Source organism: Variovorax sp. YR750 (genome assembly GCF_900109805.1).
Lineage (GTDB): Bacteria > Pseudomonadota > Gammaproteobacteria > Burkholderiales > Burkholderiaceae_C > Variovorax > Variovorax gossypii.
In genome coordinates, this window is the sequence record NZ_FOBJ01000007.1 from 185216 (window position 1) to 205395 (window position 20180).

Below are 20180 nucleotides of genomic sequence, written 5' to 3' on the forward strand. Positions count from 1 at the left end.
GAGGTTCCGGATGCGGGGCTTCAGCGGATGTCGCTGTCCCCTTCCAGCAATTTTCGCGCAACGATCACGCGCATGATCTCGTTCGTGCCTTCGAGGATCTGGTGCACGCGCGTGTCGCGCACCAGGCGCTCCAGCGGGAACTCGCCCAGGTAGCCGTAGCCGCCGTGCAGCTGCAGCGCATCGTTGCAGACGTTGAAGCCCGCATCGGTCGCGAAGCGCTTGGCCATCGCGCAATAGGTGCTGGCGTCGGCATGGCCGGCGTCGAGCTTGGAAGCCGCGAGCCGCACCATCTGCCGCGCCGCGACGAGTTCTGTCGCCATGTCGGCCAGCTTGAACTGCAGCGCCTGGAAGCTCGCGAGCGGCTTGCCGAACTGCTGGCGCTCGTGCAGGTAGCGTCGCGCCGCGTCGAGCGCGCCCTGCGCCGCGCCCACCGAGCAGGTCGCGATGTTGATGCGCCCGCCGTCCAGCCCCTTCATGGCGATGCGGAAGCCCTCGCCCTCCTTGCCCAGCAGGTTCTGCGCGGGAATGCGCACGTTGTCGAAGTTGATGGTGCGCGTCGGCTGGCTGTTCCAGCCCATCTTGTGTTCCTTCTTGCCATAGCTGATGCTCGGCGCGTCGGCCGGTACCGCGAAGGCCGAGATGCCGCTCGCGCCCGCGCCGCCAGTGCGCGCCATCAGCACCAGCACGTCGGTCGAGCCCGCGCCCGAGATGAAGGCCTTGCCGCCGTTGATGACGTACTCGGCGCCCTGCAGCTCGGCGCGCGTCTTGAGCGAACCCGCATCCGATCCGGCGCCGGGCTCGGTGAGGCAATACGACGCGAGCTTGCGACCGCTCGTCAGGTCCTCGCCCCACTGCTTCGCCACCTCGTCGGTGGCCCAGGTGCCGAGCATCCACGTCGCCATGTTGTGGATAGTGATGAAAGCGGTGGTCGAAGGGTCGACCGCCGCCATCTCCTCGAACACCAGCGCGGAGTCGAGCCGCGGCAGGCCGAGGCCGCCGATGCGCTCGGGCGCATACAGGCCGCAGAAGCCGAGTTCGCCGGCCTTGGCGATCGCCTCCCTCGGGAAGATGGCTTCCGCGTCCCACTGCGCCGCATGCGGCGCGAACTCGGCCTGTGCAAAGTCGCGCGCCGTCTCTGCGAAGGCGCGCTGTTCCTCGGAAAGTTCGAAGTCCATCCGCCGGACTTCTTACTTGAGGCTGATCGTGGTGTTGACGCCGTGCGACACGGTGCTGTCGTCGAACCAGCGCGCCGTCACCGTCTTGGTCTGCGTGTAGAACAGCACGACCTGCTTGCCGTACGGGCCCAGGTCGCCGAGCTTCGAAGCGCGCGAGCCGGTGAACGAGAACATCGGAACCGGCACAGGAATCGGGACGTTGATGCCCACCTGGCCCACGTCGATGTCTTCCTGGAAGCGGCGCGCCGCCGCGCCCGACTGCGTGAAGATCGCCGTGCCGTTGCCGTTCGGGTTGCTGTTGATCAGCTCGATGGCCTCGTCGATGTTCTCGGCATCGGCAACGCAAAGCACGGGGCCGAAGATTTCCTGGTCGTAGATCGTCATGCCGGGCTTCACGCCGGTGAAGATCGTCGGGCCGACGAAGTTGCCCTTCTCGTAGCCGGGCACGGTGGGCTTGCGGCCGTCGAGCACCAGCTTGGCGCCGTCGGCCTCGCCGCGTTCGATCAGGCTGCTCACGCGGTCGTAGGCTGCGCACGAGACCAGCGGGCCCACGTCCACGCCCTTCTCCGTGCCGGCGCCGACCTTCAGCGTCTTCGCCTTCTCGATGAGTTCGGGCACCCAGTTGCGCGCCTCGCCGACCAGCACGGCCACCGACACCGCCATGCAGCGCTGGCCCGCGGCGCCGAAGCTCGCGCCGGCCAGCGCGTTGAGCGTCTGCTCCTTGTTGGCGTCGGGCATCACGATGGCGTGGTTCTTCGCGCCCATCATGCATTGCACGCGCTTGCCGGCCAGCGTGGCGCGGTTGTAGACATGCGTGCCGACCTTGGTGGAGCCGACGAAGCTGATCGCCTTGATGTCCTTGTGATCGCAGATGCCGTTGACGACTGCTTCACCGCCGTGCACCACGTTCAGCACGCCGGGCGGAACGCCGGCTTCGAGCGCCAGCTCGCACAGGCGCATGGTGACCATCGGGTCCTGTTCGGAGGGCTTCAGCACGAAGGTGTTGCCGGTGACGATGGCCATCGGGAACATCCACAGCGGGATCATGGCCGGGAAGTTGAACGGCGTGATGCCGGCGCACACGCCCAGCGGCTGCAGCAGCGTGTAGGTGTCGACGCCGGTGGCCACGTTGTTGGCCAGCTCGCCGAGCTGCAGGTTGCCGATGTTCGAGGCATGCTCGACCACTTCGAGGCCGCGGAACACGTCTCCTTCGGCGTCCGGTAGCGTCTTGCCCTGCTCGGCCGTGAGGATGGCGGCGAGCTCGCCCATGTTCTCGCGGATGAGCTGCTGCAGCTTCAGGAAGATGCGAGCGCGGGCGCCGATGGGCGTCTTGCGCCAGGTCTTGAAGGCTTCTTTCGCGGAAGCGACCGCGGCGTCGAGTTCGGCCTGCGTGGCGAAGGGCACGCGCGCCAGCACTTCCTGCGTGGCCGGGTTGACGACGTCGCGCCATTCGGTGGTCTTCGATTCGACCAGCTTGCCGCCGATCAGCAGCTTGACGGTGGCGACCTGGGTCGAGGGCGTGGTGGTGGCGTCCATGGGGTTTGTCTCCTGTGAATCCTGTGAAATCGGGCGCCCGGCATTGCCGGTTCGGTCATGCATCCTAGCTTTGCAGATTTGCCATGACAATAGACAAATATGCGCGGCGGCTTTGCAAAAATGCAGAGCCCGGAATCGGGGAAACGAAGGCACATGGACTGGGACAACCTGCGGTACTTTCTGGAGCTCGCCCGCTCGGGCACGCTGATGAGCGCGGCGCGCCGGCTCGAGGTGGACCACACCACCGTGGCGCGCCGCATCCAGGCGTTGGAGAAGGAAGTCGGTGCCCCGCTTTTCTCGCGCGAGGCAGGCGGCCACCGGCTCACCGAGGCGGGCCGGCGGCTGCAACCGCAGGTCGAGGCAATGGAGAGTGCGTTCCAGGCGGTGGAAAGCACCGCGCCCGCCTCGCAGGAAGGCCTCTCGGGACTGGTGCGCATCGGCGCCACCGAAGGCTTCGGCACGGTGGTGCTGGCGCCGCAACTGGCGCTGTTCGCGGTGCGGCACCCGAAGCTCACCATCGACCTGCTCGCGATGCCCCGGCTGGTGCACCTGTCGCGGCGCGAGGCCGACATCGTGATCTCGCTCGAACGCCCGGCACGCGGCCCGGTGGTGGTCGCCAAGCTCACCGACTACACGCTGCGGCTCTACGCGTCGAAGCAGTACCTGTCGGCGCACAAGCCCATCCGCACGCGCGAGGACCTGCGCGGCCACACCTTCATCAGCTACGTGGACGACCTGCTCTTCAGCAAGGAACTGCAGTACCTCGACGAGCTGCACCGCCCCGACGCCTTCGCGCTGCGCAGCACCAGCGTGCTCGCGCAGCACAGCGCCGTGGCGGCAGGCGCGGGCATCGCGGTGCTGCCGGCCTTCATCGCCGAACACGACGCCGCGCTGCGCCCCGTGCTGCCGGGGCAGGCAAATTTCACGCGGACCTTCTGGATGTCGATGCCGGCGGAGACCAAGCACCTCGCGCGCATGCAGGCGGTGTGGAGCTTCCTGCGCGAGACGGTGCAGGAGCGGCAGCCGCTGTTGCTGCTGACGCCGCCCGGCGAAGAGAATGACGCGAGCGGCGCCTCGCAACGACCCGCCCGCCCGCGCAAGCCATCCCCCTGACAAGCCACGGAAGCCCGACACGGAGACACGCCCATGCCACGCCATCGCCCCGCCCGCCTGGAACACATCGCCGGCATCGGCGTCGACCGCATGGGCGCCATCGCCGACGACGCGGATGGGCCGCCATTCCTGCGGCTCGAGAACCTCGACGTCGACATTCCGCCCGACGCGGAAGCCGTCGCACGCACCGTGCACGCCGCTTCGTTCGACCCGGACAACAGCTACCTGCCCTTCGTCGGCCAGTCGCGCCTGCGCGACGTGGCGGCGCGCCATGTGTCGGCGCTGTCGGGCGTGGAGTACAGCGGCGCGCGCAACTGCGTGATCTCGGCGGGTGGGCTCTCGGGCATCCTCAACGCGCTGCTCGCCACGGTCGAGGTGGGCGACGAAGTGCTGGTGACCGATCCGACCTACGCCGGCCTGCTCAACCGCATCCGGCTAGCGGGCGGCACGCCGAAGTACGTGCCCTTCGGATTCACGCCCGGCGGCGAATGGAAGCTCGACCGCGCCGCACTGCAGGCCGCCGTCGGCCCGCGCGTGCGCACGATGCTGCTGATGTCGCCGTCGATGCCCACGGGCGGCTGCTTCGACGAGGACGACTGGCGCGCCATCGCGGCGCTGTGCGTCCAGCAGGATCTCACGCTGATCCTCGACAGCGCCATGGAACGCCTGCTCTTCGATGGCCGCAAGCTCATCCACCCTGCGGGCCTGCCCGGCATGGCGGAGCGCACCATCACCGTGGGCTCATCGGCCAAGGAACTGCGCATGATCGGCTGGCGCGTGGGCTGGACCGTGGCGCCCGAGAGCTACATGCCCGACCTCGTGGCCGTCTCGCTGGCCAACGTGGTGGTGCCCGTCGGCATCGCGCAGGATGCTGTGGCTACGGCGCTGGAGCAATCGCCCCGCACGCTCGCACCCTACGTGGCCGAACTGGAACGGCGGCGCGACACGCTCCTCGACGAACTCAGGGGCCTGCCGGTCGGCGTGCCGGGCGGCGGCTGGTCGCTGCTGCTGCGCACGAGCGACTTCGGCATCGACGGACAAACGCTGTCGGAACGCCTGCTGAAGCACCGCGTCTGCGCCACCGCGATGAAGGGCTGGGGCGAGACGCATGGGGCGCAGTACCTGCGCTTCGTGTTCTCCAACGAGCCGGTGGAACGGCTGCGCGGGCTGGGAGACAAGGTGCGGGCCGCGCTGGGCGCCTAGCGGCTCATGAGAAGAGGCGTTTCAGGAAGCTCTTGCCGGCTGCCGGTTCGGCGGGAGCCACGGCCTCGGACTGTTCGAGCAGTTCGACCAGCCCTGGCACCCGCGGCTTCCTGAGCCATCGTGCAAAGGCCAGGTAGCTTTCCGCCTCGCCTTCGATGCGCAGTTGCTCGGGCATGGCGGGACATGGTGCGGTGCCCAGCAGCACACGCAAGGCTTCGAGCTGGTTCATGCGGATTGCGCTGAGAAGCGCGGTTTCGCCGAGCGACGGAATGATGTCGTTCGGCCCCGCGAGTCCACCGTCGAGCAGGGATCTGATCGTGGCCGCATCTCCCTTGATCGCCGCGGCTCCAAGGGCTTCGAGCGCCGCGAGCCTTTCGGGCGACAGGCTCGCCGCGTAGGCGTCGTCGCGCTTGTCGTCCTCGCTGCGCGCATCGCCGCCGTGCATCGTCATGAAGTCGGTCACCAGCGCCACCGGCTCGCCGGCGGCGTCGAGCGCCCAGAAGCTCGGATAGCTGCCGTCACCCCAGCCCGAGCTGAAGATCAGCACGTTGTTCGCGCAGCCCTCGCCCAGGGGATAGTGATTCGCCATGTCCTTGGAGCCCAGCTCCTCGTCGAGTACGTCGTCGTAGTAGCTGACGTAGTCGGGGTTGGCCGCTGACTCGCGCGCCTCGCGCTCGGCGATGGCCGCCGCGCAGTCGGCATCCATGAAGCAGCCGACGCCGGCATCGACCGGGTAACCGTAGAACTCGTCGTCGCCCAGGTCGTCCTGCGACTGCCCGTCGAGCAGTGCGGGCTCCCACCGCAGGTTTGCAGGCTCCAGTCCACCGCGCTCGCGCAGCCAGAGCACCGCCAGGGCATGACGGCCTTCATGTTCCAGCACCTCCGCGGCGAAGGCGCCGCGACCGCTCACGCTGCGAACGAAGGGCTGGCGCTCGGGCTGCACCAGCGGATCGCAGGCCACGATGCGGCCGCTGGTGACATGGAGCGACCCACAGGGCTGCCGCTGCAGGCGTCGCACGCGCAGCGCCTCTTCGTCGAGAAAAATGGTGCGAAGGTTGTCGAGGTCGAGGTAGGCCATGCGCGCAGTGTCTCACCCCCTCATGACAAAGGGCCGCGAAAGCGGCCCTTGCGTACTGCCGGTTGCGGCTGCCCTTACTGGATCAGCTTCGCGCCCGTCTTGGCCTGCAGCGCGTCGAAGGTGACGCCCGGAGCCAGCTCGACGACCTTCAGGCCCTCGGGCACCACGTCCATCACGGCCAGGTCGGTGATGATGCGGTCGACCACGCCCACGCCGGTCAGTGGCAGGGTGCACTTCTCGAGGATCTTCAGGTCCTCGGTGCCGTCCTTCTTCTTGGCCACGTGCTCCATCAGCACGATCACGCGCTTCACGCCGGCCACCAGGTCCATCGCGCCGCCCATGCCCTTGACCATCTTGCCGGGGATCATCCAGTTGGCGAGGTCGCCCTTGGTGCTGACCTGCATGGCGCCCAGGATCGACAGGTTGATCTTGCCGCCGCGGATCATCGCGAAGCTGTCATGGCTGCCGAAGATGGCCGAGCCGGGCAGCGTGGTGACGGTCTGCTTGCCGGCGTTGATCAGGTCGGCGTCGACCTGGTCTTCGGTCGGGAACGGGCCGATGCCGAGCATGCCGTTCTCGCTCTGCAGCCACACTTCCTTGTCGCCGGTGTGGTTGGCCACCAGCGTGGGAATGCCGATGCCGAGGTTGACGTAGAAGCCGTCTTCGAGTTCTTGGGCGGCGCGGGCCGCCATCTGGTCTTGGGTCCAGGGCATCTCAGGCTCCTTCTTTCTTGTTGACGACCTTGGCGGGCACTTCGCTGCCGGCAGCAGCGGCGACGGCGATGGCGGTCTGGGCCTCGACCTTCGCGGCGGCGGCGTCGACCGAGGCGCTCACGGTGCGCTTCTCGATGCGCTTCTCGGGGTTGGCGTTGAGCACGATGCGGTGCACGTAGATGCCCGGCAGGTGGATGTCGTCGGGAGCCAGCTCGCCCACCTCGACGATCTTCTCGACCTCGACGATGCAGATCTTGCCGGCCATGGCAGCGGCCGGGTTGAAGTTGCGCGCCGTGAGGCGGAAGCGCAGGTTGCCCGACTTGTCGGCCACGTCGGCCTTCACCAGCGCCACGTCGGGCACCAGCGAGCGTTCCATCACGTAGGTTTCGCCGTCGAACTCGCGCAGCTCCTTGCCCTCGGCGACCTGGGTGCCCACGCCGGTCTTGGTGAAGAAGGCCGGGATGCCCGCGCCGCCGGCGCGCAGCTTCTCGGCCAGCGTGCCCTGCGGCGTGAATTCGAGGGCCAGCTCGCCCGCGAGGTACTGGCGCTCGAACTCCTTGTTCTCGCCGACGTAGGACGCGATCATCTTCTTGATCTGGCGCGTCTCCAGCAGCTTGCCGAGGCCGAAGCCGTCGACGCCCGCGTTGTTGGAGATGACGGTGAGGTTCTGCACGCCGGAGTCCTTGAGCGCGTCGATCAGCGCTTCCGGAATGCCGCAGAGGCCGAAGCCGCCGACCGCGAGCATCTGCCCGTCGGCGACGACCCCCTTGAGTGCCGCGTCAGCGGTGGGAAAAATCTTGTTCACTCGGGCTCCTTGATGGATGAATGAGAGTGGGTGGAGAAAAGGGCTGAAAGGGGTGGGAAACCCCTGAACGATACTACCTACTCGCATACGTAGTATTTCGTAATGGAGACCCCCGATGCCCGAGATCGATTACCGGCTGGCGTTTGAGCACGCACCCGTCGGCATGGTGGTGTCGAGCAACCGCACCATCGTGGCGTGCAACGTGCGCGTTTGCGAGATCTTCGGCGCAACGCCCTCCGCGCTGGTCGGGCATTCGTTCAGCATCCTCTATCCCAGCGTGGCCGAGTTCGAGCGCATCGGCAAGCGCATGGAACCGTTCCTGAACGCCAGCGGGCACTACGCCGACAACCGCATGATGAAGCGGCTGGGCAGCCTGCACGGCGCCATCGCCGACGAGACCTTCTGGTGCCACGTCACCGGCCACGCGCTCAACCGCGACGCCCCCCACGAGGCCGGCATCTGGACCTTCGAGGACCTGGGCTCGCGCCGCGCCGTCAAGGCCGAGCTCACGCCGCGCGAACGCGAGGTGGCGGCGCAGGTGATGCGCGGGCTGACCTCGAAGGAGATCGGCAAGGCGCTGGGCATCAGCCACCGCACGGTCGAACTGCACCGCGCCCGGCTGATGCGCAAGTACGCGGCTGCGACCACGGCCGAGCTGGTGCAGAAGCTGATCGCCGGCTAGGGCTGGCTTGCGAGCTCGATGCGCATGCGCACCATGTCGCGCAGCACGATGCCGTTCTGCTTCTGCAGCCTGCCGCCGCCCGCGCGGCGCACGAAGAAATCGGTGTCCACGCCGGTGATGCGGAAGCCGAAGCGCTGGTAGAAGGCCAGCTCGCGCAGGCTGCTGTTGCCCGTGCCGACTTCGAGCAGGTGCGCCCCGTGCTCGATGGCCACTGCCTTCGCCTTGCGCAGCAGCGCGGTGCCCACGCCATGGCCGCGCAGTTCGTCGCTCACCGCGATGTTCATGATTTCCCATGTGCCGACGCGGGTTTCGAGCAGCACCATCTGCCCGACGACCTGGCCGGCAGCCTCGGCCAACCAGAGTTCGCCGCGCGACAGGTATTTGCGGATCTCGGCGCGCGGGCCGTCGGCGGCCAGCAGCAGCGCCCAGGGTGTCGGATCGTCGGGAGTTGCTCGGCGCACCTGCGACCGGAGCGTCGCCGTCTTGCTCTTCATTTCGCTCTGCCTGCCTTCTTGTTCGTTCGTTGCCGGGGCCGGATTCTCGCGCCGCGCGCAGCCTCGCCGATCCGGAAAACCTGACGGAAGTTCCGGCCGAACGCCGACGGATCGTTGCGAAAACAGAAACGCCGTGTCCTCGAAAGGCCTGCGCCGCAGCGCCCTGCGAAGCCTATCGTGGAGGCCATCCGGGGCAAGAAGCCCGCAACACACAGGAGTCCGAAATGTCCACACGCATCCATTCCGAACGCAGCCTTCTGCTGCAGACCCGGGCATCCGTCGCCCGCGTCCGTGCGCTCGCCGTGCAGAAGCTGCCGGTCGCGATGACGCTCTCTGCGATCATCCTGTCGATCATCAACGTCAAGCTGTAGCCGGTCGTGCCCGTGGCAGGCTCGGCGCTGCGGCTCCAGGCCCGCCACACATGACCATTCCAGCCCACGTCCTCCCCTTCTGGGAGCGATTCCAGAGCGCCGCGGGCGCCGATGCCTCCACCCGTTTTTGCGAAGCCTTCCACTTCGACGACAACGAGGCCGGCGCCACCGAGCTGGCGCAGCTCGTGCTGGAGGGGCGCAAGCGCGGCACGGCGAGCCTCGAATGGTCCTTCGAATCGACCGGCAGGCCGCGCCCCAGGCCCGGTGACCTCAGCGTGGTGACCGATTGGCATGGCAGGCCGCTGTGCGTGATCGAGACACGCAGCGTGGTCGTCATGCCCTTCGACGAAGTCGGCGAGGACTTCGCGGCCGTCGAGGCCGAAGACGACGGCTCGCTGCGCTACTGGCGCGAAGGCCACTGGCAGTACTTCAGCGGCGAATGCGAGCGCATCGGCAGGAAGCCCGACATGCGCATGCCGGTGCTGTGCGAGACCTTCGAGGTCGTCTACCGCGAAGGCTGATTGGCCGCCGTATCGATCAATCGGGCTTGATGTCCGCCGACTTGATCACTTTCGACCAGCTCGCAAGCTCCTGGTCGACGAATTTCGCGAGCGTCGGCGGGTCCATGTAGGTCGCAAAGGCGCCCTGCTCGTCCACCTTCTTGCGGAAGGCTTCGCTCTCGACGATCTTGCGGAGTTCCGCGCTCAGCCTGTTGACGATCTCAGGCGGCGTCTTCGCCGGCGCGAACACGGCGAACCACGACTCGACCTCGTAGCCCGGCAACCCCGCCTCGGCCGAGGTCGGCACATCGGGCATCGACGGATGGCGCTTGCTGCCCGTGTACGCCAGCGGCTTGATGCGCCCGCCCGCGAAATGGCCGATGACCGAGGGCGGCGTGGTGATGAACATGTCCACGTTGCCCGAGATCAGGTCATTGATCGCCGGCCCCGAGCCCTTGTAGGGCACGTGCGTCATCGCCTGCTTCGACTGCCGCGACAGCAGTTCACCCGCGATGTGCTGGATAGAACCGTTGCCCGAGGATGCGTAGAAAAGCCCGCCCTCCTTCTTCTTGCCGTACTCGATGAGTTCCTTCATCGACTTCACCGGCAGCTTGCCGCTCACCGCGACGACGTGCGGCGCGCGCATCACCATCGCCACCGGCACGAAGTCCTTGGTGGGGCTCCACTTGATGTTCGGATAGAGCGACGGGTTGCCCACGTGGTAGCCCGAGTACTGCATCAGCAGCGTGTAGCCGTCGGGCGCGGCGCGCGCCACGAACTCGGTGCCAATGTTGCCGCTGGCGCCGGGCTTGTTGTCGACCACCACGGGCTGGCCCAGCGCGCGCTGCAGCGGATCGCCGACCAGGCGCGCCATGATGTCGGTTGAGCCGGCCGGTGCGGTGGGCACGACCATCGTGATCGGTCTAGAGGGCCACGCGTCGCTGGCGGACGCGGCCGAAGCGGCCAGCGCAAGGCCGACCGCGAGAAGGCGGTGAATGGGTTTCATGGTTTGTCTCCGGTGGTTTTGTATTTGCTGGCTGTCTTCGGCGCCGCGCCGTCAGGGCGAAAGTTCCGAGATCTCGATCAGGTTCAGGTCCGGGTCGCGCACGTAGACCGAACGGATGCGCGAAGTGGCGCCCGTGCGCATCACCGGCCCTTCGAGAATGGGCACGCCCTTCTCGCCAAGGCTCGCAATGACTTCCTCGAGCGGCACGCTGGCGATGAAGCACAGGTCCAGCGAGCCGGGCGTCGGCAGCTGCGCCTTGGGCTCGAACTCGTGGCCCTTCACATGCAGGTTGATCTTCTGGTTGCCGAAGCGGAAAGCCTTGCGGCCGGCGCCGAAGCTCTCCAGCGACATGCCCAGCACGTCGACGTAGAAGCGGATGCAGGCGTCTTCGTGCGCGGTGGTCAGCACGAGGTGGTCCAGGTGGTCGATCATTGATGAAGCTCCTTCGGTGCGTGCCCGCGCTCCCGGGCGCGAGCCGCGATGTCGTTGAAATCCGGCGGCGGCGCATGCCGCGTCAGCCGGTGGCCCGCGCGCGAGACCTGGGCCGGCAGGTCGTGCTGCACCAGTGCTTCCAGCTCGCCAGCGGCGGCAATCAGGCCCGCGAGATCCATGCCCGTGTCATAGCCCATGCACTGCAGCATGTGGACCACGTCCTCGGTCGCCACGTTGCCTGTCGCGCCCGGCGCGTAGGGGCAGCCGCCGATGCCGCCGAGCGACATGTCGAGCCGGCGGATGCCGACCTCCACCGCTGCCACCGTGTTCACCAGCCCCATGCCGCGCGTGTTGTGGAAGTGGGCCGTCCATTCCATCGCAGGCTTGCTGGAGATGACCGCCTCGCAGATATCCCGCACCTGCGTGGGGTAAGCCATGCCCGTCGTGTCGCACAACGTGATGCCCTGCACCTCCAGCGCGGCGAATCGGTCGATCAAGCCCTGCACCTGTGCCAGCGGCACCTCGCCCTCCATCGGGCAGCCGAACACGCACGACAGCGACACGTTCACCGGCACGCCGGCCTGCTTCGCCAGTGCGATCACCCCGGTCAGCTGAGCGAACGACTGCTCGCGCGTCATGCGCAGATTGGCGAGGTTGTGCGTCTCGCTCGCCGACATGACGATGTTGAACTCGTCGATGCGGCTTTCCAGTGCGCGCTTCGCGCCTCGCACGTTCGGCACCAGCGCGGTGTAGACCACGCCGGGGCGGCGGGCGATGCGCTGCATCACCTGCTCGCCGTCGCGCAGCGCGGGTATCGCCTTCGCCGAAGTGAAGGACGTGACCTCGATCTTCGCGTAGCCCAGCCCGCTCAGCCGGTCGACGAGGGCGATCTTGTCGTCGGTGGGAATGAAGCGGCTTTCCATCTGGAAGCCGTCGCGTGTGGCGACCTCGTTGATGAAGAGCCTCGTGCCGTTGCCCGTCTTCATACCGCAACCCCTTCCACGCGGCGCGCGGGCCAGCCGGCACCGCCCAGATCGCGGTCGTGCTCGCCCAGCCGCGGCGCGGGGTGCGCGATGCGACCCGGCGTGGCGCTGAGCTTGGGCACCACGCCCGGCACCTTCAGCGTGGCTCCATCGGAGGTGGGCGCCTCCACGATCATCCCGCGCGCCAGGTACTGGGGGTCGCTCGCGATGTCGGCCACGGTGTAGATGCGCCCGACCGGCACGCCGGCGGCATCGAGCGTGGCCAACACATCGTCGCGACTGCGCCGGAGCGTCCAGGCCTCGATGGCGGCGTCGATCTCGTCCACGCGCAGCACGCGGCCGTCGTTGTGCACGAGCCCGGGGTCGTTCTCCAGGTCTTCGCGGCCGATGGCGCGCATCAGCCGACGGAAGATGCTGTCGCCGTTGCCGGCCACCAGCACGTAGTGGTCGTCTTCGCAGCGGTAGGCGTTGGTCGGCGCGATGCCGGGCAACGCGCTGCCGGCGCGCTCGCGCACGGCGCCGAAGGCGTCGTACTCGGGCAGCAGGCTTTCCATCACGTTGAACACCGACTCGTAGAGCGCCACGTCGATGAACTGCCCTTCTCCGCCATGGGCGGTGCGGTGGTGCAGCGCGGTCAGCACGCCGATCACGCCATGCAGCGCCGCCAGCGTGTCGCCCAGCGACACCCCCACGCGCACCGGCACCCGGCCAGGCTCGCCGCTCAGGTAGCGCAGCCCGCCCATCGATTCGCCGAGCACGCCGAAGCCGGGCTTGTCGCGATAGGGCCCGGTCTGCCCATACCCCGAGATGCGCAGCATGATGAGTCGCGGGTTCAGCGCATGCAGCTGCTCCCAGCCCAGGCCCCAGCCTTCGAGCGTGCCGGGCTTGAAGTTCTCGATGAGCACGTCGGCCTCGATCGCCAGTGCACGCACGGCCTCCTGCCCTTCAATGCTGCGCAGGTCCAGGCACACCGAGCGCTTGTTGCGCGACTGCACCTCCCACCATGCCGAGGTGCCGTTGTCGCGCAACAGCCGCCACTTGCGCAGCGGATCGCCGACACCCGCAGGCTCGACCTTGATCACGTCGGCGCCGAACTCCGCCAGTGTCTTGCCGGCGAAGGGGCCGGCGATGAGCTGGCCGAGCTCCAGCACCTTCAGGCCTTCGAGTGCATTCATATCCGCGTCCGTCTCCTTTGTTGGGCTGGCCCCGACTCTAGGAACGGATCGCGGAATGCGGAATTGCCATGACGGCAGCACCCCTTCGCAAAACGCGAAGGGGCCGGTCGGCCTGGCCGCCTGCGCCTGCTGCGCCTACTTCTTCTTCGACAAGCCGGAACCGGTTGCGAGCGGTAGCGATGGCGGCGGCTCCGGCGCCTTGACCCATCCGCGCAGCAGCACGCCCATGAAGAGCCCTGCACCGAAGATCGCCCAGAACGCCCAGCCGGGCAGGTTCTCCGCGCCGCTGTGCAGGTTCATGCCGAAAGCCGCGCCGACCGCCATCAGCGGAAAGGTCAGCGCCGCGATGGTGTTGAGCTTGTGCTGCGCCCGGCTGACCTCGTTGGCCGCGCGCGCCTGCTGCTCGGCCGCATGCGCGAGCCTGTAGTCGAGCGACATCCGCGTGTCGGCCAGCAGCAGTTCGAGCCCGCGCACGATCTCCACCGCGCGGTCGCGCAGGTCGGTGATCATCGCGTCCTCCGGCACGGCCTCGCGCGCGGACTGCAGGGCCGCCTGCATGTTCGAGGCGGCGCGTGCCAGCGGGATCAGCGGCCCGAGGATCTGGAACAGCGCCTCGGAGTTGTCGGCAGCCTCGTGCCGAACCTCGAAGGTAGCCAGCGACGCGCGATAGCTCTCGATCAGCTTGCCCAACGCGCGCTCGCCCGGGTTGTTGCCCTTGTGCAGCCAGGTACCGTCGGGCTTGCGCAGGAACACCGCCGACTTGCGCTCCGAACCTGTACCCGCGGGCGGCTCGTGCAGGATCACCATCAGGTGGCCCTGCTCGTGAATGACGCGCTGCGCGCCGTAGCTGGAGCTGCCCAGGCGCTGCTGCATCTCGGCGGGCAGCTCCCAGTCGTAGTCGATGCGTCGGGTGCTCATCGGGAGGCCTGCAGTTCTTTCCACAAGGAGTCGAACTCGTCGGCGAAACGCCGCACGAGCGATGGGTCGTTGGTCAGCACCAGGTTCTCCTCGTTGAACTCGCAGGCGCTGCGCGTCCAGTTGTAGCTGCCGTTGAGCAGCCGGGCACCGTCGAAGATGGCGAACTTGTGGTGCATGTGCGCCTCGGTGCGATCCACCGCGACCGGAATGCCCGCTGCGCGCAGCTGGCCTATGTCGCTGCCGAGATCGAACTCCTTGTCGTTGTCGGAGATGCAGCGCAGCGACACGCCGCGCCGGTGCGCCGCCAGTATCTCGGCCGTGATGCGGTCGTCCGACAGCGTGAACACGCACAGGTCCACCGAATGCCTGGCCGACCGCAGCTGCTGGTTGATGGCCTGCAGGCAGGCCGTGCCGGGGCTGAAGAAGGCTTGCGAACGCACGGCCACGCTGTCGGGCGAGCGGCCCGTGTCGATGGCGCGGACCACGCCTTCGAGCCACTTCAGCAGGGCCAGCTGCTCGGGGTCGGCGGTGCGTGCCCGCACCAGGTCGAAAGCCCGGTTGCGCAGCTGGCGCAGGCCGTCCTCGGGCGGCTGGGCCTCGCGCAGCGTGTGGACCAGCACACGGCGCTCGTCGTCGCTCAGGCGGGCATCGGCAAGGGTGTCGTCGAGCTGGGCCAGCAGCTCGGGGAGCGCGGGCGGCGCTTCAGTGGTCGCGGTCGCGGGCTGGGCCGCCATCTCATTGCTCCTTGTCCGGTTTGGGCGCTCGCTTCGGCGCCGTTCGAATGGTCATCGCCTCCGCCGCGAGCCGCTCCATGTTCTGGGCGATGGAGCGGTCCAGCTCCAGCCGGCGCTCGGTGGCCGTTACCAGCGGCAGGATCAGCTCGCGGTAGGTGACGGCGATCTGCAGCATGGCATCGGCCAGGCGCTGGCCTTCGCTCGGCCCCTCCGCAGGCGGCGCGGGCTCGGGCTTGAGCGAATCCACCGCACGGGCCACGTCGAGCATGCTGCTGGCGATGCGCTGGCTGCCGTCCACGTCGGCGCCGCCCAGCTTGCGCTGGCGCACGAACTCCTCGCAGATTTCCTTCCAGCGCGCGCCCTCCTCCGGCGTCGGGCTGCCGAGCAGTTGGGCCAGGCGCAGCAGGTTCTCCTCGGCGCCCGTGGTCAAGGTCTGGGCCTCGCCGCGGTAGTGGTCGCGCAGCAGCGCGTCGAGCTCCTCGTCGCGCATCAGCGCGGTGATCTTGCCCGCGAGCTTGGTCATGTTGCGGTAGCTGCCCTGCAGCTTGAACGGCGGCGCGGTACGGTAGGACTCCTGCTGCGCAGCCGACTCGATGTAGGCGAGATTGACCTTGAGCAGCAGATCGCGCGCACGGAACAGGCGCTGCAGCAGCGCCTTGATCTCCTCCAGCTCGACCGCGCTGTAGGCATGCGACAGCGCGCTGCTCGGCACTTCGTGGCCCTGCGCCATCTGCACCAGCAGCTGCACGTCCTTCGGATCGCGCGAGGCCAGCGGCATCAGCGTGGGATTCGACGTCAGGCTGTTCTCGATGTACGAGAGCGCAAAGGCCGCCTCCCGCCCCGAGAGCACGTCGCCGAGGTTGTAGATGTCGGCGCGGTTGGCCAGCATGTCCGGGATCTTGAACACGTCGCCCGACTCGGTGTACGGGTTGCCCGCCATCACGATCGCGAAGCGCTTGCCGCGCATGTCGTAGCTGCGCGGCTCGCCGTTCCACACGCCCTCGATGCGGCGGGTGCCGTCGGCCAGCGCGATGAACTTCTGCAAAAACTCGGGGCTCGTGTGCTGGATGTCGTCCAGGTACAGCATCACGTTGCTGCCCATGGCGAGGCCCAGGTTGAGCTTCTCGAGTTCCTGCCGCGCAGCGCTGTTGGGCGCGTTGGCCGGGTCGATGGCGGTCACGCCATGGCCCAGCGCCGGGCAGTTGATGCGCACGAAGATCAGCCCGAGGCGATCGGCCACGTATTCCATCAGCGTGGTCTTGCCGTAGCCGGGCGGCGAGATCAGCAGCAGCAGGCCCATGCGGTCGGTGCGGCTGCCCTCGCCCGCCGAGCCGATCTGCTTGGCGAGGTTGTCGCCGATGATGGGCAGGTACAGCTCGTCGATCAGCTGGTTGCGCACGAAGGTCGACAGCGGCCTGGCCTGGAACTGGCTCAGCTTGAGCCGGGCCTTCTCGCCTTCGAGCAGCTCGTGGCGCAGCCGATGCAGCGCCTCGAAGCCCGGCACCGCATGCTGCGTGTGGAACAGGAAGCGGCGCCAGAAATCGTTGAGGTTCAACGTCAGGCGGCCGTCGGCCACGCGCGGGTGCTCGCCGCGCAGCCCCTCGACCGTCTGGTCGAGCGCCACGTTCACGCGGGCGCGCTGCAGGGGCATGGCGAGCACGCTGGCCGCGTCGTCGACCCAGTCGACCGATTGCGGCGACTGGTGCACGGCGTAGGCACGCACCCAGTCGCGCGCCAGCCGCCAGCGCTCGGCCGGCGGCGCGGCGTCGAGGTCGGCTTGCCAGGCCTCGCGGCGGCGTCCGCGGTCCAGTTCGCGCAGCAGCGCGGCGGCCAGGTCTTCGCCCGCGCCCGAGACCACCCAGGTGTCGCCGCCATGCGCTGCGAGCTCGCGCACGAGGTAGGCTGCGGACTGGTCGCACAGCGTGGCGACGAGCGCCTTGCGAGACTCCTGCTCTTCTTCTGCTTCCGCATCCGCGAGCGGAGGTAGCAGATCGGGCAGCACCTCGCGCACGAAGTGGCCCAGCGAGCGGGCGACGTCTGCTTCGAGTTGATCGAGAGCATCGCGCCGACCGAACAGGTCCTGCATCTGCAGCGCGGCACGCGCGCGCCGCAGCAGCGACTCGCGGTGCGCGATCAGGTGGCCGTGCTGCCAGTAGAGCAAGGCCAGCGCACGCTCGGTCGGGCCCCAGGCCAGCAGGCCGGCCTGGTCCTGCATGCCGGCCAGCGCGGCCAGCAGGCGAAGCGCGTCGTCGTCGTGGATGCCCTTCTGGTAGCCCTCCTGATAGCGCGCGGCGGCGAAGCGCCGGACCATTTCGAGCAGTTGCGGATGCTGCGGGTCTTCGGCCAGCAGCGTGCGCACGTCGGCCCAGCTGCGCTCGGCCTTGCCTTCGAGCAAGGCCTCGAGCAGGCGGCCGGCAAGGTATTCGGCGCGCGACAGCTCCGGCGTTTCCGACACCAGCGACTGGCCCCAGTAGGCCTGCAGCGCGCGCAGCCGCTCGTCGTCCACCGGGCTCAGGTAGTCGGTGCCCGTCACCTGGTAGGCCATGCCTTCTTCGCGGGCCACCAGCGTCAGGTCGACCGGCTGGCGATGCACGGTGAAGGCATGTCGGCCCAGGCGCAGCGTGTCGCCGCCCTCGCTCACCAGCTCGCGCTTGTCGCGCACCGCGCGCAGGGCCTGGTCTCGGGCGGTCTTCAGGCGGGTGTCGAGTTCGTCGGCCGGCACCGCCGCGCCCAGCGTGCGCAGGTCGGCGATCAGCGTGTGCAGCTTGCCGATCATCGGGTCGGCCGCAAAGTAGCTGTGGACCTGGCCCAGCTCGGCGAGCTGCGCGATGCGGCGGGGAATGCCGTCGAGGATGCGCCCCGCCGCGTCGATCACGCCCTGCGCACGGCGCTGGCGGGCCTCGACCAGGCTCTGGCGCCTTGCCGACAGCGCCTCGTAGACGTTCTCGCGCTTCTCGGCGATGTCGCCCAGGAACTCATCCTGCTCCGCGAAGCGGCCTTCGATTTCCTCCAGCTGTGCCAGCAGGCGCGTGAGCGCGTCGTCGCACTTCTCGGGCGTGTCGGCGAACTCCAGCGCGTTCTCCACCGCCTGCCCGAAGAGCTTGAACTGCGCGCCGAACTCGGCCCGCGCCTCGGTCGCGCCCAGCGACTTGCGCCGCGCGCGCGCATCGGCACGCATGCGGTTGATGTCGGCGTAGATCAGCGAGATGCGGTCGAGGATCGAGGTGCGGATGACCGCATCGCCGCCCGGCAGGCTGCCGAGCTGCTCGGTCAGCAGGTCGAGGCCGGCCGCCTGCTCGTCGAGCGTGGCGAGCAACTGCCCCAGCGCCGGCGACGTGGCGAGGTTGGGCAGTTCGGCCGCGAGCTTGTCCAGCGTCTGCCGCTGGCCCGCGAAGGCGGTGTCCGCCGCCAGGAACTGCATGGCGCGCTCGCCGACGCGCTGCTGCTCGGCCTCGAGCGCACCGTCCATCGCGGCGATGCGCGGCAGGTCGGCATAGCGCAACTCCTTGAGCATCTGCAGCGCGCCGCGCCGCTCGCGCAGCCGGCCCAGCGCCTTCACGAAATCGTCGGGTGCCCGCCAGAGCGCGCTGGCAATGTCGACCAACAGCGCGTGCTGCTCGTCCTCGGCGCGAGCCAGCGCACGGGCCGTTTCGCGGCGAATGGTGTCGACCTTCTCGAACTCCGCCAGCGTGCCGCGCGCCACCTCGGCAATGCTGCGCAGCTCGCCCATGGTTCCGGCGGCTTCGGGCGCATCGAGCCAGAAGTAGGCGTCGCTCACGCGCGTGCATTGGCGGATCAGGTCTTCGTAAGCGGCCTTGGTCGGCGCCTGCTCGCGCACCGCGCGGGCGATGCCCATCAGGTCGCTCACGCCGCGCACCAGCTCGGCGTTGCCGATCTTGCCGAAGAAGCCGGCAGCGGGCGGCTGCGCGCTCACATGCTCCTCGCTGGCGAACGGCGTCTGCCACAGCTGCATCGGGTGCACGCGGGTCGGCTCGCCGTTGCCGTCGTGGAACACCAGGATGCGGCCGTCGGCGAAGCGCGCATAGCCGTTCGCGATGATCGGCGTTCCGAGCTTCTTGTCGATCAGGTTGTAGTTGAAGAGCGCGTAGCGGCCAGGCCTCGGGTCGTAGAAGATGTAGGCCACGTCCTCGCCGTTGGGCGAACGCAGCATGCGCTTGAAGCGCAGGTTCTCGACCATCTCCGCCGGCAGGTCGAAGCGCTTGTACTCGCCGGACTGCAGGTAGTAGCCGCCCGGGAAGATGATCCCGTGGTCTTCGGGCAGCTGCACGCAGGAGCCGCCGATGGCGTCGATGCGCTCCACCTGCTGCGTACGGATGTTGAACACCAGGTAGCGCGTGACCTGCTCGCGGTAGGGCTTCACGCGCAGCAGGATCAGCATGCCGAGCTTCGCCCAGGCGATCTCGGCGTCGGCGAGCGACTGGCTGCGGTCGTCCACCGGCTCGTTGTAGATGCCCAGCCCGGTCTCGGTGTTGTTCTCGATCTTGATCGTGAGGTCGCCGCCCAGCGTCTCGACGAAGACCGTGTCGAGCACGTTGATGTGCGGATGCTTGCCGCCCACGTGGTCTTCGCGCGTGGCCACGGTCCATTCGAAGTCGTGGCTCGCCGGCAGCGCGATGTCGCGCTCGCCCCGGTTGTCGATGTACTGGATGCGGCCGTCGCGCTCGATGGCCCAGCGGAACACGCGCACGTCGGTAAGCTGCTGGCCGATCTGGAATGCGGCGAGCAGCTTGTCCTGCGTCACGCGCAGCTGCAGCAGCGTGGCCTGCTTGTAGTAGGCGTAGAGCTCGCGGAAGTCGGAAACGAAGCGCGGGTCTTCCAGGAAGCTGCCCGCCAGCTGTACGGGCTGCAGCTCGTCGCTGTCCGCGCCTTGCCCGGCCTCGCCGGGCGACACCAGCCGGTACAGGCCGAACACGTCGCCGACCGCGGTTTCCTTGCGCAGCCCGATGAATACGTTGTAGCCGAACAGCAGCAGGTCGCCGATGCGCACCAGGTCGCGCGCCACCGCGTTGTTCTCGGTGCGCGCGCGCGTGCGCAGGATCAGGGCCTGGTCGGAGCGGCCGAACTCGGCCAGCCGCTGCTCGTTGAGCGCCTGTGTCTTCTTCAGCAGGCTCTCGCCCTGGTTCTCCAGCCGCTTCTTCAGCAGGTCGTAGCTGCCGCTGCCGGACACCAGCGCCTCGGTCTGCGACTCGGCGTCGCCGGGCGGCGCGCCCTTTTCATCCGTTGGTTGCATATGTCGGCGCG

General features: G+C 68.3%; 18 protein-coding genes. 5 read left to right on the plus strand and 13 right to left on the minus strand.

Going from position 1 to position 20180, the window contains the following annotated elements; translation table 11 throughout:
* Positions 1 to 20: 20 nt before the first annotated feature.
* Together BMY35_RS16305 and BMY35_RS16310 are read right to left on the minus strand one after the other, a co-directional pair.
* Entirely contained in the window at positions 21 to 1175 is a 1155-nt protein-coding gene (locus tag BMY35_RS16305) for an acyl-CoA dehydrogenase family protein (RefSeq protein WP_093200913.1), read from the minus strand.
* Positions 1176 to 1187: 12 nt separating this feature from the next.
* Positions 1188 to 2711, minus strand: coding sequence for a CoA-acylating methylmalonate-semialdehyde dehydrogenase (locus BMY35_RS16310; protein ID WP_093200916.1), 1524 nt, complete (start codon positions 2709 to 2711; stop codon positions 1188 to 1190).
* 153 nt (positions 2712 to 2864) lie between these two features.
* Between BMY35_RS16310 and BMY35_RS16315 the strand changes: the two genes are divergently transcribed.
* Together BMY35_RS16315 and BMY35_RS16320 are read left to right on the plus strand one after the other, a co-directional pair.
* Positions 2865 to 3824 (plus strand): LysR family transcriptional regulator, encoded by a 960-nt coding sequence (locus BMY35_RS16315; RefSeq protein ID WP_093200918.1) that lies wholly within the window; start codon positions 2865 to 2867, stop codon positions 3822 to 3824.
* A 33-nt stretch (positions 3825 to 3857) separates the two neighbouring features.
* A complete protein-coding gene (locus BMY35_RS16320; protein WP_093200921.1) occupies positions 3858 to 5027 on the plus strand; it encodes a pyridoxal phosphate-dependent aminotransferase in 1170 nt (389 codons plus the stop codon).
* A gap of 4 nt (positions 5028 to 5031) precedes the next feature.
* Here BMY35_RS16320 and BMY35_RS16325 read toward each other — a convergent pair whose 3' ends face one another.
* The 3 genes from BMY35_RS16325 to BMY35_RS16335 all read right to left on the minus strand — a co-directional run bounded on the left by BMY35_RS16325 (position 5032) and on the right by BMY35_RS16335 (position 7623).
* Positions 5032 to 6105, minus strand: a complete 1074-nt coding sequence (locus BMY35_RS16325) for a DUF4241 domain-containing protein (RefSeq protein ID WP_093200924.1) — start codon at positions 6103 to 6105, stop codon at positions 5032 to 5034.
* Positions 6106 to 6179: 74 nt separating this feature from the next.
* Positions 6180 to 6818, minus strand: coding sequence for a 3-oxoacid CoA-transferase subunit B (locus BMY35_RS16330; RefSeq protein ID WP_019652014.1), 639 nt, complete (start codon positions 6816 to 6818; stop codon positions 6180 to 6182).
* A 1-nt stretch (position 6819) separates the two neighbouring features.
* A complete protein-coding gene (locus BMY35_RS16335; protein ID WP_093200926.1) occupies positions 6820 to 7623 on the minus strand; it encodes a CoA transferase subunit A in 804 nt (267 codons plus the stop codon).
* Between the two features lie 115 nt (positions 7624 to 7738).
* On the opposite strand from BMY35_RS16335, the gene BMY35_RS16340 reads away from it, so the two are divergent.
* Positions 7739 to 8305 (plus strand): LuxR C-terminal-related transcriptional regulator, encoded by a 567-nt coding sequence (locus tag BMY35_RS16340; protein WP_093200929.1) that lies wholly within the window; start codon positions 7739 to 7741, stop codon positions 8303 to 8305.
* On the opposite strand, the gene BMY35_RS16345 is transcribed toward BMY35_RS16340, so the two are convergent.
* Positions 8302 to 8799, minus strand: coding sequence for a GNAT family N-acetyltransferase (locus BMY35_RS16345; RefSeq protein ID WP_093200931.1), 498 nt, complete (start codon positions 8797 to 8799; stop codon positions 8302 to 8304). The genes BMY35_RS16340 and BMY35_RS16345 overlap by 4 nt on opposite strands.
* A gap of 224 nt (positions 8800 to 9023) precedes the next feature.
* On the opposite strand from BMY35_RS16345, the gene BMY35_RS38315 reads away from it, so the two are divergent.
* On the plus strand, positions 9024 to 9170 hold the full coding sequence (locus BMY35_RS38315) for a hypothetical protein (protein ID WP_177213653.1): 147 nt from the start codon (positions 9024 to 9026) through the stop codon (positions 9168 to 9170).
* Positions 9171 to 9220: 50 nt separating this feature from the next.
* Entirely contained in the window at positions 9221 to 9691 is a 471-nt protein-coding gene (locus tag BMY35_RS16350; RefSeq protein ID WP_093200934.1) for an ASCH domain-containing protein, read from the plus strand.
* Between the two features lie 16 nt (positions 9692 to 9707).
* Here BMY35_RS16350 and BMY35_RS16355 read toward each other — a convergent pair whose 3' ends face one another.
* The 7 genes from BMY35_RS16355 to BMY35_RS16385 form a co-directional block, all read right to left on the minus strand.
* Complete coding sequence (locus tag BMY35_RS16355) at positions 9708 to 10676, minus strand: Bug family tripartite tricarboxylate transporter substrate binding protein (protein ID WP_093200937.1); 969 nt, start codon at positions 10674 to 10676, stop codon at positions 9708 to 9710.
* Between the two features lie 51 nt (positions 10677 to 10727).
* Positions 10728 to 11108: a VOC family protein gene (locus BMY35_RS16360; protein ID WP_093200939.1), complete on the minus strand. Its 381-nt coding sequence runs from the start codon at positions 11106 to 11108 to the stop codon at positions 10728 to 10730.
* Positions 11105 to 12094 (minus strand): hydroxymethylglutaryl-CoA lyase, encoded by a 990-nt coding sequence (locus BMY35_RS16365; RefSeq protein WP_093200942.1) that lies wholly within the window; start codon positions 12092 to 12094, stop codon positions 11105 to 11107. Before BMY35_RS16365 ends, BMY35_RS16360 begins: the two co-directional genes overlap by 4 nt.
* Positions 12091 to 13266: a CaiB/BaiF CoA transferase family protein gene (locus tag BMY35_RS16370; RefSeq protein ID WP_093200944.1), complete on the minus strand. Its 1176-nt coding sequence runs from the start codon at positions 13264 to 13266 to the stop codon at positions 12091 to 12093. The genes BMY35_RS16365 and BMY35_RS16370 overlap by 4 nt, the downstream gene beginning before the upstream one ends.
* Positions 13267 to 13401: 135 nt before the next feature.
* Entirely contained in the window at positions 13402 to 14184 is a 783-nt protein-coding gene (locus BMY35_RS16375) for a magnesium transporter CorA family protein (RefSeq protein ID WP_093200947.1), read from the minus strand.
* Positions 14181 to 14918 carry a phospholipase D-like domain-containing protein gene (locus BMY35_RS16380; RefSeq protein ID WP_093200949.1) on the minus strand — a complete coding sequence of 246 codons (738 nt, stop codon included), beginning with the start codon at positions 14916 to 14918 and terminating at the stop codon, positions 14181 to 14183. The genes BMY35_RS16375 and BMY35_RS16380 overlap by 4 nt, the downstream gene beginning before the upstream one ends.
* Position 14919: 1 nt before the next feature.
* Positions 14920 to 20169, minus strand: a complete 5250-nt coding sequence (locus tag BMY35_RS16385; RefSeq protein ID WP_093200952.1) for a DNA repair ATPase — start codon at positions 20167 to 20169, stop codon at positions 14920 to 14922.
* Positions 20170 to 20180: the final 11 nt, after the last annotated feature.